The 15,796-nt window shown below is 55.8% G+C and carries 15 protein-coding genes; 4 read left to right on the plus strand and 11 right to left on the minus strand.

The features are described from left to right. Positions 1-14 precede the first annotated feature (14 nt). The 4 genes from NAV33_RS04385 (at position 15) to NAV33_RS04400 (ending at position 2,917) form a co-directional block, all read left to right on the plus strand. Positions 15-305: a hypothetical protein gene (locus NAV33_RS04385; RefSeq protein ID WP_255977349.1), complete on the plus strand. Its 291-nt coding sequence runs from the start codon at positions 15-17 to the stop codon at positions 303-305. Further along, positions 295-1,293 (plus strand): copper resistance protein B, encoded by a 999-nt coding sequence (locus tag NAV33_RS04390; protein ID WP_212618438.1) that lies wholly within the window; start codon positions 295-297, stop codon positions 1,291-1,293. Before NAV33_RS04385 ends, NAV33_RS04390 begins: the two co-directional genes overlap by 11 nt. A gap of 9 nt (positions 1,294-1,302) precedes the next feature. Then, positions 1,303-2,112, plus strand: coding sequence for a c-type cytochrome (locus tag NAV33_RS04395; RefSeq protein WP_212618439.1), 810 nt, complete (start codon positions 1,303-1,305; stop codon positions 2,110-2,112). A gap of 475 nt (positions 2,113-2,587) precedes the next feature. Further along, positions 2,588-2,917, plus strand: a complete 330-nt coding sequence (locus NAV33_RS04400) for a four-helix bundle copper-binding protein (protein ID WP_100550038.1) — start codon at positions 2,588-2,590, stop codon at positions 2,915-2,917. Positions 2,918-3,311: 394 nt separating this feature from the next. On the opposite strand, the gene NAV33_RS04405 is transcribed toward NAV33_RS04400, so the two are convergent. The 11 genes from NAV33_RS04405 to NAV33_RS04460 form a co-directional block, all read right to left on the minus strand. Beyond that, on the minus strand, positions 3,312-3,887 hold the full coding sequence (locus NAV33_RS04405) for a DUF6692 family protein (protein ID WP_221103347.1): 576 nt from the start codon (positions 3,885-3,887) through the stop codon (positions 3,312-3,314). Continuing rightward, positions 3,887-4,342, minus strand: a complete 456-nt coding sequence (locus NAV33_RS04410; RefSeq protein WP_100550036.1) for a DUF305 domain-containing protein — start codon at positions 4,340-4,342, stop codon at positions 3,887-3,889. The genes NAV33_RS04405 and NAV33_RS04410 overlap by 1 nt, the downstream gene beginning before the upstream one ends. A gap of 14 nt (positions 4,343-4,356) precedes the next feature. Further along, positions 4,357-4,845, minus strand: a complete 489-nt coding sequence (locus NAV33_RS04415; protein ID WP_226930360.1) for a c-type cytochrome — start codon at positions 4,843-4,845, stop codon at positions 4,357-4,359. A gap of 393 nt (positions 4,846-5,238) precedes the next feature. Next, a complete protein-coding gene (locus tag NAV33_RS04420; RefSeq protein WP_255977356.1) occupies positions 5,239-6,831 on the minus strand; it encodes a hypothetical protein in 1,593 nt (530 codons plus the stop codon). A 204-nt stretch (positions 6,832-7,035) separates the two neighbouring features. After that, on the minus strand, positions 7,036-8,409 hold the full coding sequence (locus NAV33_RS04425) for a heavy metal sensor histidine kinase (protein WP_003292645.1): 1,374 nt from the start codon (positions 8,407-8,409) through the stop codon (positions 7,036-7,038). A gap of 90 nt (positions 8,410-8,499) precedes the next feature. Beyond that, on the minus strand, positions 8,500-8,730 hold the full coding sequence (locus tag NAV33_RS04430; protein ID WP_003292646.1) for a hypothetical protein: 231 nt from the start codon (positions 8,728-8,730) through the stop codon (positions 8,500-8,502). Between the two features lie 313 nt (positions 8,731-9,043). Further along, positions 9,044-9,361 (minus strand): co-regulatory protein PtrA N-terminal domain-containing protein, encoded by a 318-nt coding sequence (locus NAV33_RS04440; RefSeq protein ID WP_003292648.1) that lies wholly within the window; start codon positions 9,359-9,361, stop codon positions 9,044-9,046. A 142-nt stretch (positions 9,362-9,503) separates the two neighbouring features. After that, complete coding sequence (locus tag NAV33_RS04445; RefSeq protein WP_102829505.1) at positions 9,504-9,860, minus strand: copper-binding protein; 357 nt, start codon at positions 9,858-9,860, stop codon at positions 9,504-9,506. Then, the gene (locus tag NAV33_RS04450; RefSeq protein ID WP_003292650.1) at positions 9,857-13,021 is read right to left on the minus strand and encodes an efflux RND transporter permease subunit; all 3,165 of its coding nucleotides are present in this window, start codon (positions 13,019-13,021) and stop codon (positions 9,857-9,859) included. Before NAV33_RS04450 ends, NAV33_RS04445 begins: the two co-directional genes overlap by 4 nt. Then, a complete protein-coding gene (locus NAV33_RS04455; protein ID WP_200597770.1) occupies positions 13,018-14,469 on the minus strand; it encodes an efflux RND transporter periplasmic adaptor subunit in 1,452 nt (483 codons plus the stop codon). The genes NAV33_RS04450 and NAV33_RS04455 overlap by 4 nt, the downstream gene beginning before the upstream one ends. Then, on the minus strand, positions 14,466-15,719 hold the full coding sequence (locus NAV33_RS04460) for a TolC family protein (RefSeq protein WP_003292652.1): 1,254 nt from the start codon (positions 15,717-15,719) through the stop codon (positions 14,466-14,468). The genes NAV33_RS04455 and NAV33_RS04460 overlap by 4 nt, the downstream gene beginning before the upstream one ends. Between the last annotated feature and the right edge of the window lie 77 nt (positions 15,720-15,796).

Raw genomic sequence — 15,796 nt, forward strand, 5'->3', positions numbered from 1 at the left:
ATATGGGAAATTTTATGAAGCGTAAGACTCTTATCGGCAGCGCGTTTATATTCAGTTTGCTGGGCATAATGAATATGTCAGCTGCGTTTGCAGAGCAAACGCATGATCAGCACAAGCAACCATCGGCTTCGTCGCAAAATTCAGGCAACAAGCCGGCATCTCAGACACAAGGCTCCTCTAACTCAGAAATGGACCACGGCGACATGGGTCATGGCTCGATGGACCATGGTGAAATGGACCATGGCAAGATGGATCATGACCCGAAGGCTACTGGTACTGAGGTGGATTCGCACCATGACCACTAGATCTTCTCGCTTTGCTCTTATTGCGCTCGGAGTTTCGTTGAGCGCAGCGGCTGGACGGATAGCCAACGCCGCCGAGATGATGGATCACTCGATGCATCAAACCCCTCCTATTCCGGCAGCTCAAGCCCCTGCATCTTCTGCCAAGCCCGCGGCAATGAATCATGGCTCCGGTGGGCAAATGGACCATTCTGCAATGGGTCATGGTGCGATGGACCATAGCAAGATGAACCATGGCCAAATGAAGCATGACGATACGCTCGAAATGCCCGGCATGGTTCATCCCTCGTTCATTCCAGTATTGACCGATGCGGATAGAGAAGCGGCTTTCCCTGGTCTTCAAGGTCATACGGTCCATGACAAGTATCTGGCCTGGTTCCTTCTGCTAGATCAACTTGAGTACCAGGACGCAAATGAAGGTAGCACCCTCAGTTGGGAAGCTACTGCCTGGATTGGTGGCGATATCAATCGGTTCTGGTTTCGCTCGGAAGGTGAGCGAACGAATGGCGTTACTGAAGACGCGGAAATTCAGGCGCTTTACGGGCGTGCAATCAGTCCCTGGTGGGATGTAGTAGCAGGTGTTCGCCAGGACTTTAAGCCCGAGTCGCCGCAGACGTGGGCGGCTTTAGGCGTCCAGGGGATGGCGCTGTATGGGTTTGAGGCGGAAGCCACCGCCTTCGTCGGTGAAGGTGGGCAGACAGCAGCACGTTTTGAAGGCGAGTACGACATTCTCCTAACTAACCGGCTCATCCTCCAACCGACTGCCGAGCTCAATTTCTATGGCAAGGACGATCCTGCACGCGGAGTGGGCGCTGGTCTAGCAAATACAGAGGTGGGGCTCCGCCTCCGATACGAAATCGTTCGTGAGTTCGCACCGTACATCGGCGTCACGTGGAGCCGGGCATACGGTAATACCGCTGATATGGCGAGAGATGAGGGCGAAGACCTAGATGAGGCGCGGTTCGTTGCTGGCATCAGGCTTTGGTTTTAAGGACCTTCGATGAAAAGAATAATTATTAGCTTCGCTGCCTTCTGTGCTCTGGGCCTGTTGGTAGTGGCCGGAGTTGTTTTCTCAGGACTGATTAGCGTTGCCGCGGATGATCCTCATACGGGAGTCGTGCACGCATTTCTGGAAACTGCTCGCAATCGCTCGATTGAGGTTCGTTCCGAAGACATAGTCGTGCCATCTCTCGACGATGAAGACCAAATCCGCGCCGGGGCGGGGAACTACGACTCGATGTGTGTGGGTTGTCATTTGGCGCCAGGCATGGCTGAGACCGAGCTAAGCAATGGCCTTTATCCCGCTCCACCCAGCCTGGCTGAAGCGGGGCTATACGGTGACCCAGCAAAAACATTTTGGGTCATCAAGCATGGCATCAAGGCCACTGGGATGCCCGCGTGGGGTAAAAGCATGGCTGACCCGTACATCTGGGGAATGGTGGCTTTTCTGCAGAAGCTTCCTGAGTTAGATGAAGGAGCGTATCGAGCACTCGTTGCGTCTAGCGGTGGTCACCAGCATGGTGGTGGGGAGACCCCAGCTGGGCATAGTGAGCAACACGGCGAGATGGCCTCGGGCGACCACCATCAGGGCGACAGTGGCGGCTCGGATCACCATGGCTCCAGCAGCACAGGTGGAGCATCCGGCCAATCAGGCTCCGGTCATCATGGTAATAACGAAAGCGATGACCATCATGCGTCCGAGGAGCCCCAGGCGGTTGAGCACAGCAATGGCAGTGACAGTGCCGATGCGGAAGGCAAATCCCCTTCAAAAAACCATGTGCACGCAGACGGGAAGCAACACGAGCACTAACATCCGGTATGTGTGCCTACGCGGTTCTGACCAGGCTCTTAGAAAGGCGCCTCAGCACAAGCAGAGGGGGCGGCCCTAGGCCATCCTAGTCGACGCAACGGTACCGGAGGGCTCTGCGATTGATTCCCAAGACGCTAGGCCGCAGGGCTAGTAACTCACGTAGTTAAGCGGCTTTCGCTCCGGCGGTTCCCCAGTAAGGGCTCCCAGTCGTGGCGACAGGGAGCTTGCCATACCCCACTCATCATCTAGAACAGGCTAGCGAAGCCGGCCAGGCAATCTATTGGCTTGTCGCCCCCCAACCGCGCCCGCATAGATCCCCGGTGCGGTTGGACGAACCTTACAGCATTGTAATGAAGTTGGTCGAAACGGGTTAGATAGGAGCCTGTCGTATTTTTTGTGCCTGCTTAATACGCTTATGGGTGTATTCGGCTAGTAGGCACCGGCGACATACAACTTTCGAAACCTGGAGAACACAATGACAAACTCAATGTTCGCTTCCTGTATCCAAGCTTGTTCGAACTGTGCCCTAGTATGCGAAACGTGCGCCTCTGCTTGCCTGCGTGAGGATGACGTAAAAATGATGGCTCGCTGCATCGAGCTTGACCGCGATTGCGCGGACATTTGTAGGTTGGCCGCCACACTGATGAGTCGCGAAAGTGAGTACGCTAAAGAATTTTGTGCTCTTTGCGCCAAGATCTGCCGTGCATGCGGAGAGGAATGCGCAAAACATCAAGTGGATCACTGCCAAGAGTGTGCCAAAGCGTGTATGAAGTGCGCTGAAGAATGCGAGCGCATGGCTGCGTAACGCCTATCTACTCCTGCTCTGGCACAACCGAGATTGGTGTGCCAGAGCCGCTTGGGGAGAACAATAAGAAACTTCGCGCGCTTGATATCAGACGTACAAGGCTTATCAAAAAAGCGCATACGAAACTCGCAATAGCCAAGATCGAATCGATCTGTGTCCAGCAGCATTTCGTTTAGCAGATAGACTTGCTCACCCTCAAAGCGCAAGGCATTCCCCTTGAGGAGGATCGAGCCAGCTATGTCCTACAACCGCCGGTAGCGCAACGCCGCGTTTTTTTCAGCCTTGCTATGCCGCGATGGGTGGTCTTTGCTTCGGGTCTATGGGGATGAAACGGGCGTGGAGAGCCGGCTGCGCCTCCATGTGGAGCCCGTCGACCTGCGTGACGCGTTAGTACTTAACTCCGCGGCGGTTTCTCGCAGGCGTACCATCCGCGATAGCCAATCATCAGGCCCTGATCAAGCTCAAAATTCAGATCTGCGATAGATTTTTCGCCTGTAGGCTTTTGCACGGCCCCGTCTTTCCCCAACGCTACATTGACGTTGATGCTTTCGGCGGCGAGGGAGGCCCCGCCAAAGAGCGCAGAATAGCCTTGAGTTGGTTCGCTGGACAGCTGTACCAACTTGCCATGAATTTTTATAACCCCCTTGGCGCCCCCGCTTTCCCCATCATGCTTGATCGCGACTACGGGTGGGCTTTCCGCGGTATAAACGAAAGTGCAGTAAGGGCCTGAGCCGAGTACCTTGTCTACTTCCGCTTGATCAAGGGTTTGCGGGTCAATAGACGGAATGTCGGGACTTCCTATAGCGTCACGGGCGCTTACCACTTCAGGTAGGGGGGGCCGCATTGTTGGCTTATCCAGGCCTTCACCAGGAGCCGGGTCACCACAAGCAGTGAGTGCCAGAGCGAAGGTCGTCATGATGGTCTTGGGAAGAATGGCCCGGGCTATAGCGGGTGCTCGATACAGTTGCATCAGTTAGCCCTCTCTAGATCATGGATGAGAAACTTCATCTCAGCTATTTCTCGGCGCTGAGCCTCAATGATTTCGTCAGCCAGTTTGCGGACCCGAGGGTCTGAAATCTGAGCGCGCTCGCTTGTCATGATAGCTATGGAATGGTGGGGAACCATCGCCTTCATGTATTCCGTGTCGCCTACCGTTGCCTGGCTACGAACAAGCCACAGCGCAATAGCAAAGGCCGCTGCACTGCCTGCGAATATGGCAATATTAACCGATTTTCGTTTATACATATTAAGCATGAATGCGAGCATAACTACGGCCATCACCGCGCCCATCACTAACGCCATCCAAACGCGGGTCTCGCTCCATAGAACATGTTCAAATGCGTATGTATTTAAATACATAACGCCATACATGATGAGGGTCGAAGTTGCTATCATCGCTGCAAAGCGCCAGTAAGACATTTGCATGAACTAGTTCCTCTTTAATGGGGGGCTACGGCCGAATCGTTTTTTCCAAACTCAGCGTATTTTTGCGCAGTCATGCCTGGAAGCTGCATCACGAATGCTGTTATCGCCCAGATTTCGTCGTCGTTGTGGGTCGGGCCGAACGCGGGCATTGCGCTCATTCGAACGCCGTGCTTCACCAGCCAGAACACCTCATTGGCTTTCCATTCAGGAACTACGTCGGGAAGGTGTGGGGGCTGCGGCAGCATTCCCCGAGCCCACTCGCTTTTCTCAACACCGGGTGCCCCATGGCAATGCTGGCACATGGCTTGATAAGCACTGCCACCTTCAGAAACCGTTTTTGCACTGAATTGCGCGGGCGGTTTAATGGAAGATGCACCATCCGCAACCGACGATTTCATAGTCGTGTCCAAAGCCCAGCGCACTAATGGTTGATGGTCTTCCGTCGCTGCGACGTTATAGGCCCCCGTGTAAACAACGGTAATCCCGACAATAGCACCCAGCAACAGGGTTCCAGCGATCCCAGCGGCTACACCAGTAGCTATACATTTCTTGTTCGACCTCACTGTGTACCTCGCCCATTGGTTTGTTTGAGGAAGAGAAACCAGCCTGCGGTGTCACTTAAAAAGGACAAGTCGAGAGTTGTGAGGTTTCGATTTTTTTGGAAGCTTACAGAAATGTAATCATCACCCAGCTTAAGCGCCCATTAGGTAGCGCGGGTTTGATAAGTGGACTTGACGCGCTGACGCTATCGAAGAATGAACCAATAGGGCGTTAAATTAATTATAAGAAAGCAGACGAAACATGGGCATGGAGTCGAGTCTGACCGGCCTGAGCGGCATGAATCATTGGACGGTACAATTCTGATGGGCCTGCTCGCTGAGACGAGCGCCCTAGGCCTATCTCAGGGGCTTGCAAGACAGGCCATTATTCGCTTGAAACAACAATCTCTCGATTCGATCGTGCTCTTCCGGTGTCGGTAGTGCGGATGAGTCTATATTGCCTGCACTGTCTGACTTGCAGTTCGGCGAATCAGCTTCAGGGTGGTAACCACCAGCTTCGTCGAACGCTACCCAGCCGTACCATTCTCGGATGACTTTGGAAGGACGGCCATCTTCTATTGCCACATACCAGTCGGCCAATCGGAAACGTTTACCGGCAAGCTTAGAAGTAGCCATTTCGGCTCGAACCAACGCGAGATAGAGCGGGTGCGGCAGCTTTTCTATGGCTCCGGTTTCGTCGAGCAAGAAAGTGAACGAGGCGTGCGATAGTTGCTTCGTGGAACCGGCCAGCTCCTCTTCCTCGCCTAAGGTAAACACAGGAGCAAAGCCGCCCCCCTCCGTTCGAAAGTTGGTCGTTTGGCCTTGGTAGACCCTGGCAGCGTTCCACTGCACCTCGCCAGCATAAGCGTACGCGCGCAGGTCAAACTTCATTGGTCGTACCTGAGGGTCGGCGACGGTTCTACGCTCGCCAGGAGCTATAAGGGACTGGGCCAAGTAGTTTCCGCCAATGATTTCTTCCCAAACCCGCTTGGTGAGCTTGTCTCCTCGGTACGCACCGCGACTACCAAACCCGCTGACAGGCTTGAAAAAGAGGCTACGGCGGTTTTGCCAGAGGTGCTCCGCATTGCGATGCTCGACAGGAACCGTAAGCGGGACGTACTGGGCCAATACGGCTCGGACTTGCTGATCGACGCCAATCTCTTCCAAAAAACGTGCGTTGGTTAGGTCAACCAACCGGCGTTTGTCGGCATAAAGGGCATAGGCCTGAGGATGTGGCGTTACCGTCACGACATCAGCCAAATAAGCGCTGCGCAGCGCGCTGCAATTGTCGCCTTCCAGATAGAAATCGGTGAGTCGGTTGTAGACGAGATCCACAGGCTTCCCGTCGACCAAGAGGCACTCGTTGTGAAAGGCCAGATCGGCTGGGTCCGCGATTAGGCAGTCGATTCCTGCTGACTCGAATAACCGCTGAAAAAGAAGGAACTCCGGATACAGGTATTGGGCTTGTGGGCTTTCATCCAAGATCAACACGCGCGTGAGCGGACGTGGCTCGCCGCTCGTAGACCATTCCTGGGCGAACATATCCAGAATCGAACGCTCGAAGCCGCCGGGTCCTTCCTGACCTGGCGAAAGCCCGACTACGCCGCTGCAACAACTACGCTGCGCGCGGGCGAGCAATACGTTTAGCATCGCTCCGCCCGCATTTGTGTTTATTTCGATGAGCCCAAGCTTGTCATCATCCAGATGGAAGTCGTAGCCAAAGAAGACGCCGCGCGCGCCCCGAGGATCGTGTCGGGCAATAGGAGGTGCAGAATCCAGAGCATGCTCACGCCAACCGGGCGAGCTCACGGTCTGCTCGATGGCCTGAATAACCTCATTAACCTGGCGCAGCCGCAAGGATGAAACAAAGACCGGTCGTGCTGCAAACACATGAGGGCAACGTGACTTCAATAGCTCCGACAGCTCTGAATTCCCAAGCTGTTCGGTCAATGAGTTTACGAGCGCAGCTTGATCTAGGCTTACGCAGAAGCACGCTTCGTTGAGCGCTGCGGCTGTCGTACCGCATTTTCTCGATGAGGACGCTTGCACGGGAACCTCCAGAACCAAACATACAGCTTCGAAAGTCTCGGCCTCTTTCGGTTCAGCCTGGCGTTTCTATGAGCGTAGGTCAGGGTCGTTGCTGGCACTCTGCCATTAACTAGACATAAGCTTTGGAAGCGTCATTGTGAAAGTCGTATGCCCCTCAGCTGATTCGCAAGCGATGCGCCCTTTGTGCGCTTCGACTATCGAACGAGTGATAGCCATGCCGAGGCCCGCATTCATGGTGGTTCCTTCGCGCCTTGCGGTGTCGACCCTATAGAATCGATCAAACACTCGGGCCTGAAGCTCGGCTGGAATCGTTGTGCCTCGGTTGGATATGGCTGTGCAAACCGAGCCACCGCTCTCGCTTATTTCAACGCTGATGGTGCTGCCTTCCTCTGCATATCGAACTGCGTTAGAGACTATGTTTGAGACGGCCCGTCTCAGCATCGATTTATCGCCATGTACCGATCCATCGCCTGAAAGCGCGATTTCTACCTTTTTGTCCTCGGCTGCAAGCTCGTAATATTCGATAACGCTCGCGGTAATCTCAGCCATGCTGGCATCTTCGGCATTGGGCGTAATCTTCCCGTTGTCCGCCTTGGCGAGGAATAGCATGTCATCGACCATCTTTGACATGCGCCTAAGTTCTTCGAGGGCGGAATACAAAATGTCTTTGTAGTCGGTATTCTCGCGGTCGCGCAAGAGCGCGACCTCCATTTGGGTAAGCATGCTGTTCAGCGGCGTTCTTAGCTCATGCGCGATATCCGCTGAGAAACCTGACAATCTGAGAAAAGAGTCGTCCAAGCGCGAAAGCATTTCGTTGAAGTTGTCTACGAGTTCATGCAGCTCGCCTGGCACCGACTCGGTTGGAATTCTGGTATCTAAGCAGTGGGCGGTTACCGTAGAAGAAGTCTTGGACAGTTCGTCTATTGGTTTTAAGCCTTTCCTGATCAGAACAACACCTAACGCGCCACTCAGAAGTGCACTAACGACAAGCGTATAAGCAAACCACTGCTGAATCATATCGAAGAAGTGGATTCGGTGCGTTACATCCAAAGCCAAATAGATAACAGTGTCCTGCCCTTCTACCCACCGATTTACTTTTCTGGTAATTCCGCTGTACTGGTGGCCACCGAAACTTACCGTCCAGCGTTCCTCTTGGATGTCTGTGACAAGAGGTAGCAAGCTCTCAGACAGATTGTGATGGGAGTAAACCGTCTTACCGTCTACTACAACCGCAGTCGCGAAGCCAAAGGAGTGCTCAATAACGGCATCGATCCTTGAAGCGGTCTCAGGCCCGAATGCTGAGCTGTTGAGTAGCGTACGCTCTACTGCAGCGGCCTTTTCATTAAGCACTTGTGCATCTTTGCGTTCGAAATGGAGCTGACAAAAATAATTAAAGCTGATTGCGGCCGCCAGCAGCACAACCGTAACCACGAGCATGAAAGCTATCGCCATTCTGCTCGTCAGTGACACTTTTCCCATCAGTACGGTCCTGGTTAGGCCATCAAGCACAAAAAAGCAGGTGGGGCACCCCCCACCTGCTTCGATCATTGTTACTCACACCCTCATATCCTATGCTGCGTCTGGATTTTCGCCATTTTGCGAGTGGTCGGCTTTGGCGGCCCCCATCATCTCACGACACTCTTTCATCATTCCACGCATGTCACCCATCATTTCCATATGCTTGTCGCCGCTCATCATGCCGGTTTCTGAATGGCTTTGGTCCGCTTTATCTGCCGCTGCGAAACTCAGTCCGCTCGCCAAGGTGATTGCGATTGCTGTAACGGTGATGGCCTTTCGCATGTTAAATCTCCAAGTTCAGTGGGTTATTCGCTTTTGCTTAACAAGGTGTTTTCGCCAACGTTGGGCTCCTTGGGCTTGTCGCACTTACCGCTAGACATATGCTTCATGCATACGACCATCATCAACAAGCAGGGCAAGAGAAAGAGCAGGCTTGGCAGCGTTGTTGCCAACGCCGCAGTGCTTTGGTTCAGTAGCATGTAGCCAACCACAGCTGCGGTTAACCCCGTTACGACCGGATTGCGCTGCAGTACGCTTTTAATCTTGGATATTATGCTGCTCATCTAACTATCCCTCGGATATTAAGCTTGGCAGATTAGCCATTGTTCACGCCAACTGGGGTGCTCAGGAACTCTACCGTATGGATCTTCCCGTCGGGGGTCTTGACCTTCATCTCATACGTCTGGACTTGGGCACTAGTTCTATAGTTTTGAATCATTCGAGTCGTGCCGGTCGCCCCTGCAGGTGCGATGCTCAGCACTTGACCCTCTTTGACAAGCTCCTTAAGGGTGGGCTTTGCTCCTGCCGAGTCATTTAAGCGATTCAGCGTACGTTCGCTTCCGCCTTCGGCCATTGCAAGCGAGGAAGCAACGGTCAGAATAAAAGGAACGATTACTTTGGTTATGCGGTTCATGGTTTGCACCTCTTGGTTAGTTGATGCCTTTAGATTAAAGGCTTGCTACTTACAAGAAGCTGTTGCCAAGGTTACAAAGCGGTAATCGCTTCATTCTCGTGTTGGTACGACCGCCGCGCCTGCGGCGGTCGCTTTCTGCTCTTCACTGCTTTTCGATGCGCGTAATGGTGGAATCCATACCTTTCGAGGAGAACTCGAATTCGACCTGGTCCCCTTCTTTCAGCGTTTGGAGCTGATCAGGCTTCGCTTTGAAGCCCATCGTCATAGAAGGCCAACCCAGCGCTTCGACCGGGCCGTGTGCAATGGTCACGGTGCCGCTCTCGGTGTTTACTTTCTTGACTGTGCCGATGGCTGTAGCGGTCTGTCCCGCCGACTTCTGGTCCATTGGCATGTTCATGCCTTTGTGATCCATCGGCATGCCGTCCATTGGCTCCTTGTCGGCGGCATAGGCGACTGGCACCAGGAAGAGTGAGGCAAGGGTGATGTGCTTAATGTTCATGGATGTTCTCCAGTGGGGTTGGTTGCTTGCTGGGTGGTAACTCGCAATTGCCGGCGGCGCATCAGCAGGTAAGCTGCCGGCAGAACGAACAGGGAGAGCAAAGGGGCGGTGATCATCCCGCCCACCATGGGCGCGGCGATGCGGCTCATGATTTCGCTGCCGGTTCCGCTACCCCAGAGGATGGGCAGCAGACCGGCGATAATCACTGCTACGGTCATGGCCTTGGGGCGCACCCGCTGCACAGCGCCTTCGCGGATTGCGTCGAGCAGTACGCCTTCGCCATGGGCTCCAGCGTTAACCCGATCTGTCCATGCGTTCTTCAAATACAGCAGCATAATGACGCCGAACTCAGCAGAAACGCCTGCCAGTGCGATGAAACCGATTCCTGTCGCTACGGATAGGTTGTACCCGAGCAAATAGAGGAACCAGACGCCACCGGTTAGGGCGAATGGCAGCGTGGCCATGATCAGCAACGCCTCCCCAAAGCGCCCAAACGTGAGGTAGAGCAAGACAAAAATGATGAGCAAGGTAGCCGGCACGACGAGCTTCAGCTTCGCGTTAGCTCGCTCCATGAATTCGAATTGGCCGGAATAGCTGATGCTCATGCCGGATTCGAGCTGGACCCCTTTGCTGATCTTTTCCCTCAGATCGCCCACCACAGCCGCCATGTCGCGGCCACGAACATCGACGTAAACCCAGCCCGACAGCCTTGCGTTTTCGCTTTTAAGCATGGGCGGTCCGTCTGTCACCTGTACTTTGGCCACGGTCCCCAACGTGATCTGGCTGCCTTGCGGCGTGTAGATCGGTAGGTTGCGCAGATCGGATATCGAGTCGCGCCACTCGCGGCCATAGCGGAGGTTGATCGGATACCTGGCGAGCCCTTCCACGGTTTCACCAATGGTTTGACCACCGATGGCACCGGCCACGATCGATTGCACGTCCGCGATATTCAGGCCGTAGCGTGCGGCGGCGACACGATCGATATCCACATCGATATACCTGCCGCCGGTCAGTCTCTCAGCAAGCGCCGAACTGACCCCAGGCACCGTTTTGGCGATTTTTTCCACTGCCTGGGTGGCTTTGTCGATCTGTGCCAAGTCAGTGCCATACACTTTCACCCCGATCGGGCTCTTGATACCCGTCGCCAGCATATCGATACGGTTTCGAATCGGCGGGATCCACAGATTGGCTAATCCAGGTACCTGTACGGTGCGATCCAACTCCTCAACCAGCTTGTCAGGCGTCATCCCAGGGCGCCATTGATCCTTCGGCTTGAACTGAATGGTCGTCTCGAACATTTCCAGCGGGGCGGGATCTGTAGCGGTGTCGGCTCGACCAGCCTTACCGAACACGTGTGCAACTTCTGGAACCGTTTTTATGAGCCGGTCCGTCTGCTGCAGTAGCTCAGAAGCCTTCTGAGCGGAGAGGCCTGGAAGCGCAGTGGGCATATAAAGGAGGTCACCTTCATCCAGCGGGGGCAAGAACTCCCCACCAAGGCGAGAGGCCGGCCACAAGCCTGTCAGGAAGACCAGAACAGCCACCAGCAGAGTCATCTTGGGCCAGCGCAGTACCGCGTCCAGGGCCGGCTTGTAGATCCAGATGAGGCCACGGTTGAGTGGATTACGGTGTTCGTCAGGGATTTTGCCCCTGATCCAATACCCCATGAGCACCGGAACCAGCGTGACAGACAGGCCCGCGGCGGCTGCCATTGCATAGGTTTTGGTGAACGCCAGTGGACCGAACAGCCGGCCTTCCTGCGCCTCCAGGGTGAACACTGGTATGAACGACAGCGTGATGATCAGCAGGCTGAAGAACAGTGCCGGCCCCACTTCAACAGCCGCGTCAGTAATGACCTTCCAGTGCTCCTGGCCCTTCAAGGTGGAGTCAGGATGCCGCTTGTGCCAGGCCTCAATGTGCTTGTGGGCGTTTTCGATCATGACGATTGCTGCATCGACCATCGCTCCGATGGCGATCGCGATGCCACCCAACGACATGATGTTGGCGTTGATGCCTTGCCGCTGCATGATCACAAAAGCAATCAGGATGCCGATCGGCAACGACACGATGGCGACCAACGACGAGCGCAGATGCCACAGAAAAATCGCGCAAACCAACGCAACGACAATGAACTCCTCGATGAGCTTGTGCGTGAGGTTTTCAACGGCACTGTCGATCAGCTTGCTACGGTCGTACGTCGTGACGATTTCGACGCCTTGGGGCAGGCTCGCTTTCAGCTCATCCAGTTTGGTCTGAACGGCAGCGATGGTTTCCCGAGCGTTCTTGCCGCTCCGCAGGATCACCACGCCGCCGACTACCTCACCTTCACCGTCAAGCTCGCTGATGCCCCGGCGCATTTCCGGGCCGAGCTGGATATGCGCAACGTCCCCTAGCGTCACAGGCACGCCGCCGTCGAGACGCAAAGGAATGGCTCGAAAGTCTTTGAGTGTCTTGAGATACCCGGTCGCACGGACCATGAACTCGGTTTCTGCGAGTTCCAGAACACTCCCGCCGGTTTCACGGTTGGCTTCATCGATCGCCTTTGCAATCTGCTGCTGCGTCACGCCCCTGCTTGCCATGCGCACGGGATCCAGTACGACCTGATACTGCTTGACCATCCCGCCTATGGGCGCGACTTCCGCCACGTTGGGCAGTGTCTTGAGCTCATAGCGCAGGAACCAATCTTGCAAAGAGCGCAGCTGCGAGAGGTCATGTTTGCCCGTTCGGTCTACCAAAGCATATTGGTAGATCCAGCCGACACCTGTGGCGTCAGGGCCCAAAGCGGGTTTGGCGGCGGCGGGAAGCCGACTCTGCACCTGACTCAGGTACTCCAGCACCCGAGAACGGGCCCAATAGAGGTCGGTGCCGTCCTCAAACAGGACGTACACGTAGCTATCCCCGAAGAAGGAGTAGCCGCGGACCGTCTTTGCGCCGGGGACAGACAGCATGGTCGTCGTCAGTGGGTAGGTGACCTGATTCTCAACGATCCGGGGCGCCTGCCCGGGGTATGGCGTGCGGATGATGACCTGAACGTCGGAAAGGTCTGGCAATGCATCAACAGCGGTGTTTTTGACCGACCAGACACCCCAAGCCACCGCGAACACAGTAGCCAGCAGGATCAGAAAGCGGTTGGCCACTGACCAGCGAATTATGGCTGCGATCATGGCTGGCCCCCCAGCTTCTCGATGTGCTCAATGACCAGGCCCTCTTCGCTTTCACGCGCGCCGACACGGACGTGATCGCCGGTCTGCAACTTTGTTAGGAGCGATTGATCTGCAACCGGAAAGGACATTGTCATCCCAGGCATGTTCAGCGTCTTGAACGGCCCATGCGACAGGCCAACCATGCCATCTTCCAGGCTGACGATCGTACCTTCAGCCTCGTGCAGCGCAGGTTCTGTAGAAGTTGCAGGCTCCTCCAAACCCTGAGCGGTCAGCCCGCGTAGGCTCGCCTCTGAATCCAGGAGAAACTGACCGGACGCCACGACCTTCTGACCGGCTTCCAGCCCTTCAAGCACCTCTGTCTGGTCATCGAATTCCCGGCCTGTGCGAACCTCAATCGGGCGGTAACGGCCTTGATCCTCGGCCAGCATCACCAATGCGCGCCGACCGGTGCGAATGACCGCCTCGGACGGGATGACCAAGACATCTTCGACGTTGCGACTCAACGTCACCTCGGCCGTCATGCCGGGACGAAGCCGTTGTTGCGGATTAGGCAGTTCAACCCGGACGCGCACAGTACGGCTATCCAAGTTGGCTTGTGGTAGTACGGCCTGGATCGTCCCTTCCAGAACTTCACCTGCAAAGGCCGGGAGGCGCGCGTTGACCAGCTGCCCAGGCGCCACATTTGCAACCTGCGCTTCAGGCACCGCAACCTCTAACCATACCTTTTCCAGCCCATTAACACGTGCCAGAGACGCACCAGTGGATACGGTCATGCCCTCGCGAACGTCGAGGCTGTTCAGCACGCCGCCTATTGGACTCCTCACTGTCCAAACAGGGCGCGCTTTACCAGTTCGTTCTAGCTGCACTATGACTTCTGGCGGCATGCCAGCAAGGCGCAACCGCTGGCGAGCCGCTGCGAGCAGCTGGGGTTCGCCAATCCCTTTGAGCGCCAGGTACTCTTCCTGTGCGGCAACCCATTCGGGAACCAGCAGATCGGCTAACGGCGCGCCTTTTTCGATGACATCCTCCGGTGCTCGGTCGTAAACGCGCTCGACAAAGCCACCGGCACGCGCCTGCACAACCGCCACGTCTCGCTCGTCGAACATCAATGCGCCTGTCGCTTCGAGCGACTGGCTGATCGATTCACGCGTTACGGTTGCAAAGCGCACGCCGAGATTCTGCGTCACGCTCGGGTCGATACTGATCGATGCCCCGTCGCTTCCCTCATCTGCATAGCGTGGAATCAATTCCATATCCATGAATGGCGACTTGCCCGGCTTATCGAACTTTTGCTGGGGGACCATAGGGTCATACCAATAGAGCACTTCCTTGTCTTCTTCTGCAGGCGATTGTCCGAAGGCTGCGGTAGGCAGACCGATTAGCGCTGCAGCGCTAATCATCAGAGGCAGACTGAAGGCGAGTACCAGCCGCTTGTGTTGGAATGTCATGGTCGGGTATCTCCAAAGGCGAAATGCAGGCGGGCATTGCTCAACGATCGATCGCGGGCGACGTCAATACGCCGTAGCCGGGTCTCCACAAGCTGTCGTCGCGCTTCGATCACAGCGGTCAGCTCACCGCTTCCGGAGCGGTAATCGGCCATGGCAAGGCGGACCTTCTCTTCAGCGAGGGGTAGTAAGGTTTTGTCGAGGCGGATGAGTGCGCGGTCCAGACGCTGATACTCAGCGAGGTCAGTACTCAGCTCTTGGTTGTACAGGCGCAAGGTCGCTTGGCGCTGAGCCTCGATCTGGGCAAGGCGAGCTCGTTCGGCCGCGATCTTCGGATCCTGCCGAGAGCTGGTAAACAGCGGCAGGTCGAAGCTGACGCTGAGGTTCACCATGTCGCCGTACTCACGGCCACGTCGCAGGTAGTCGATCCCCCAACTCCAATCCGGTGTTTTCTCTGCGATGGCCTGGTGAACCTTTGCCTCCGCTTCACGAGTCATCGGGTCGAAGGCGAGTAACGCCGGGTGCCGGTTCAGGTTGTGCTGATAGTTATCAACGGCGGCAAGCCATTGCGGCCAGTCACCTGTAAGCGGCTGGCCTGCTAGCTCGCCTATCCAGCGCCGGAGGCCGGCCCGCGCAACAGCCTGGTTACGCAGCAGCTCATCCTCTTGTTCAGCCAGCAATGCTGCCTCTTGCCTCGGAAGTACGCTGTCTGCGGTTTGTCCGCTGCCGCCAGCAATGCGGGCCTGAACAGCCCGCGAAAGGAGCTGATTCTCGCTGTAAAGCTGCTTGAAAAGGCTTAGCTTCTGCTCGACCGCGAAGCTAGCGATCCATGCCTCGGCGGTTGCTTGGCGCACACCGAGACGTTCAACCGTTTGCTGGGCGTTTGCGAGCGCAACACTAGCCTGCGCGGCCTCGACACGAGCGCGCCTTTTCGCTCGGTTTGGCACATCTTGCATGACCCCAACCATTTGCATGGTCATGGCCTCTTGCTCCAACTGCCAGCGAGCGTCACCTTCGATGGGCACGCTTTGCAGTCCAAGCTTAAGTTTAGGGTCAGGAAGCTCGCCGGCAGGGATTGCAGCGCTGCGTGCGGCCACCAGGTTGGCGGCTTGCGCATGCAGCGAAGGCGCGTCTTGCTCGGCCACGCTCAGAGCTTGTTCTAAGGTCAAAGCGGACGCTAACCCTGGAAACGAGAGCGCGCCCATGATCAAGGCGGCCACGTACGGCGGCGCCCAATAAATACGGGGTTTCATTTGCGAAGGATTCCTGATCTTTCATGCGAGCCAAAGGCGCGCAGTAGCCGGCCCGAATGCTCACTCGGGCGGTTCCT

Origin of the sequence: Stutzerimonas stutzeri, assembly GCF_024448715.1 — a bacterium.
Taxonomy (GTDB): Bacteria; Pseudomonadota; Gammaproteobacteria; order Pseudomonadales; family Pseudomonadaceae; genus Stutzerimonas; species Stutzerimonas stutzeri_AR.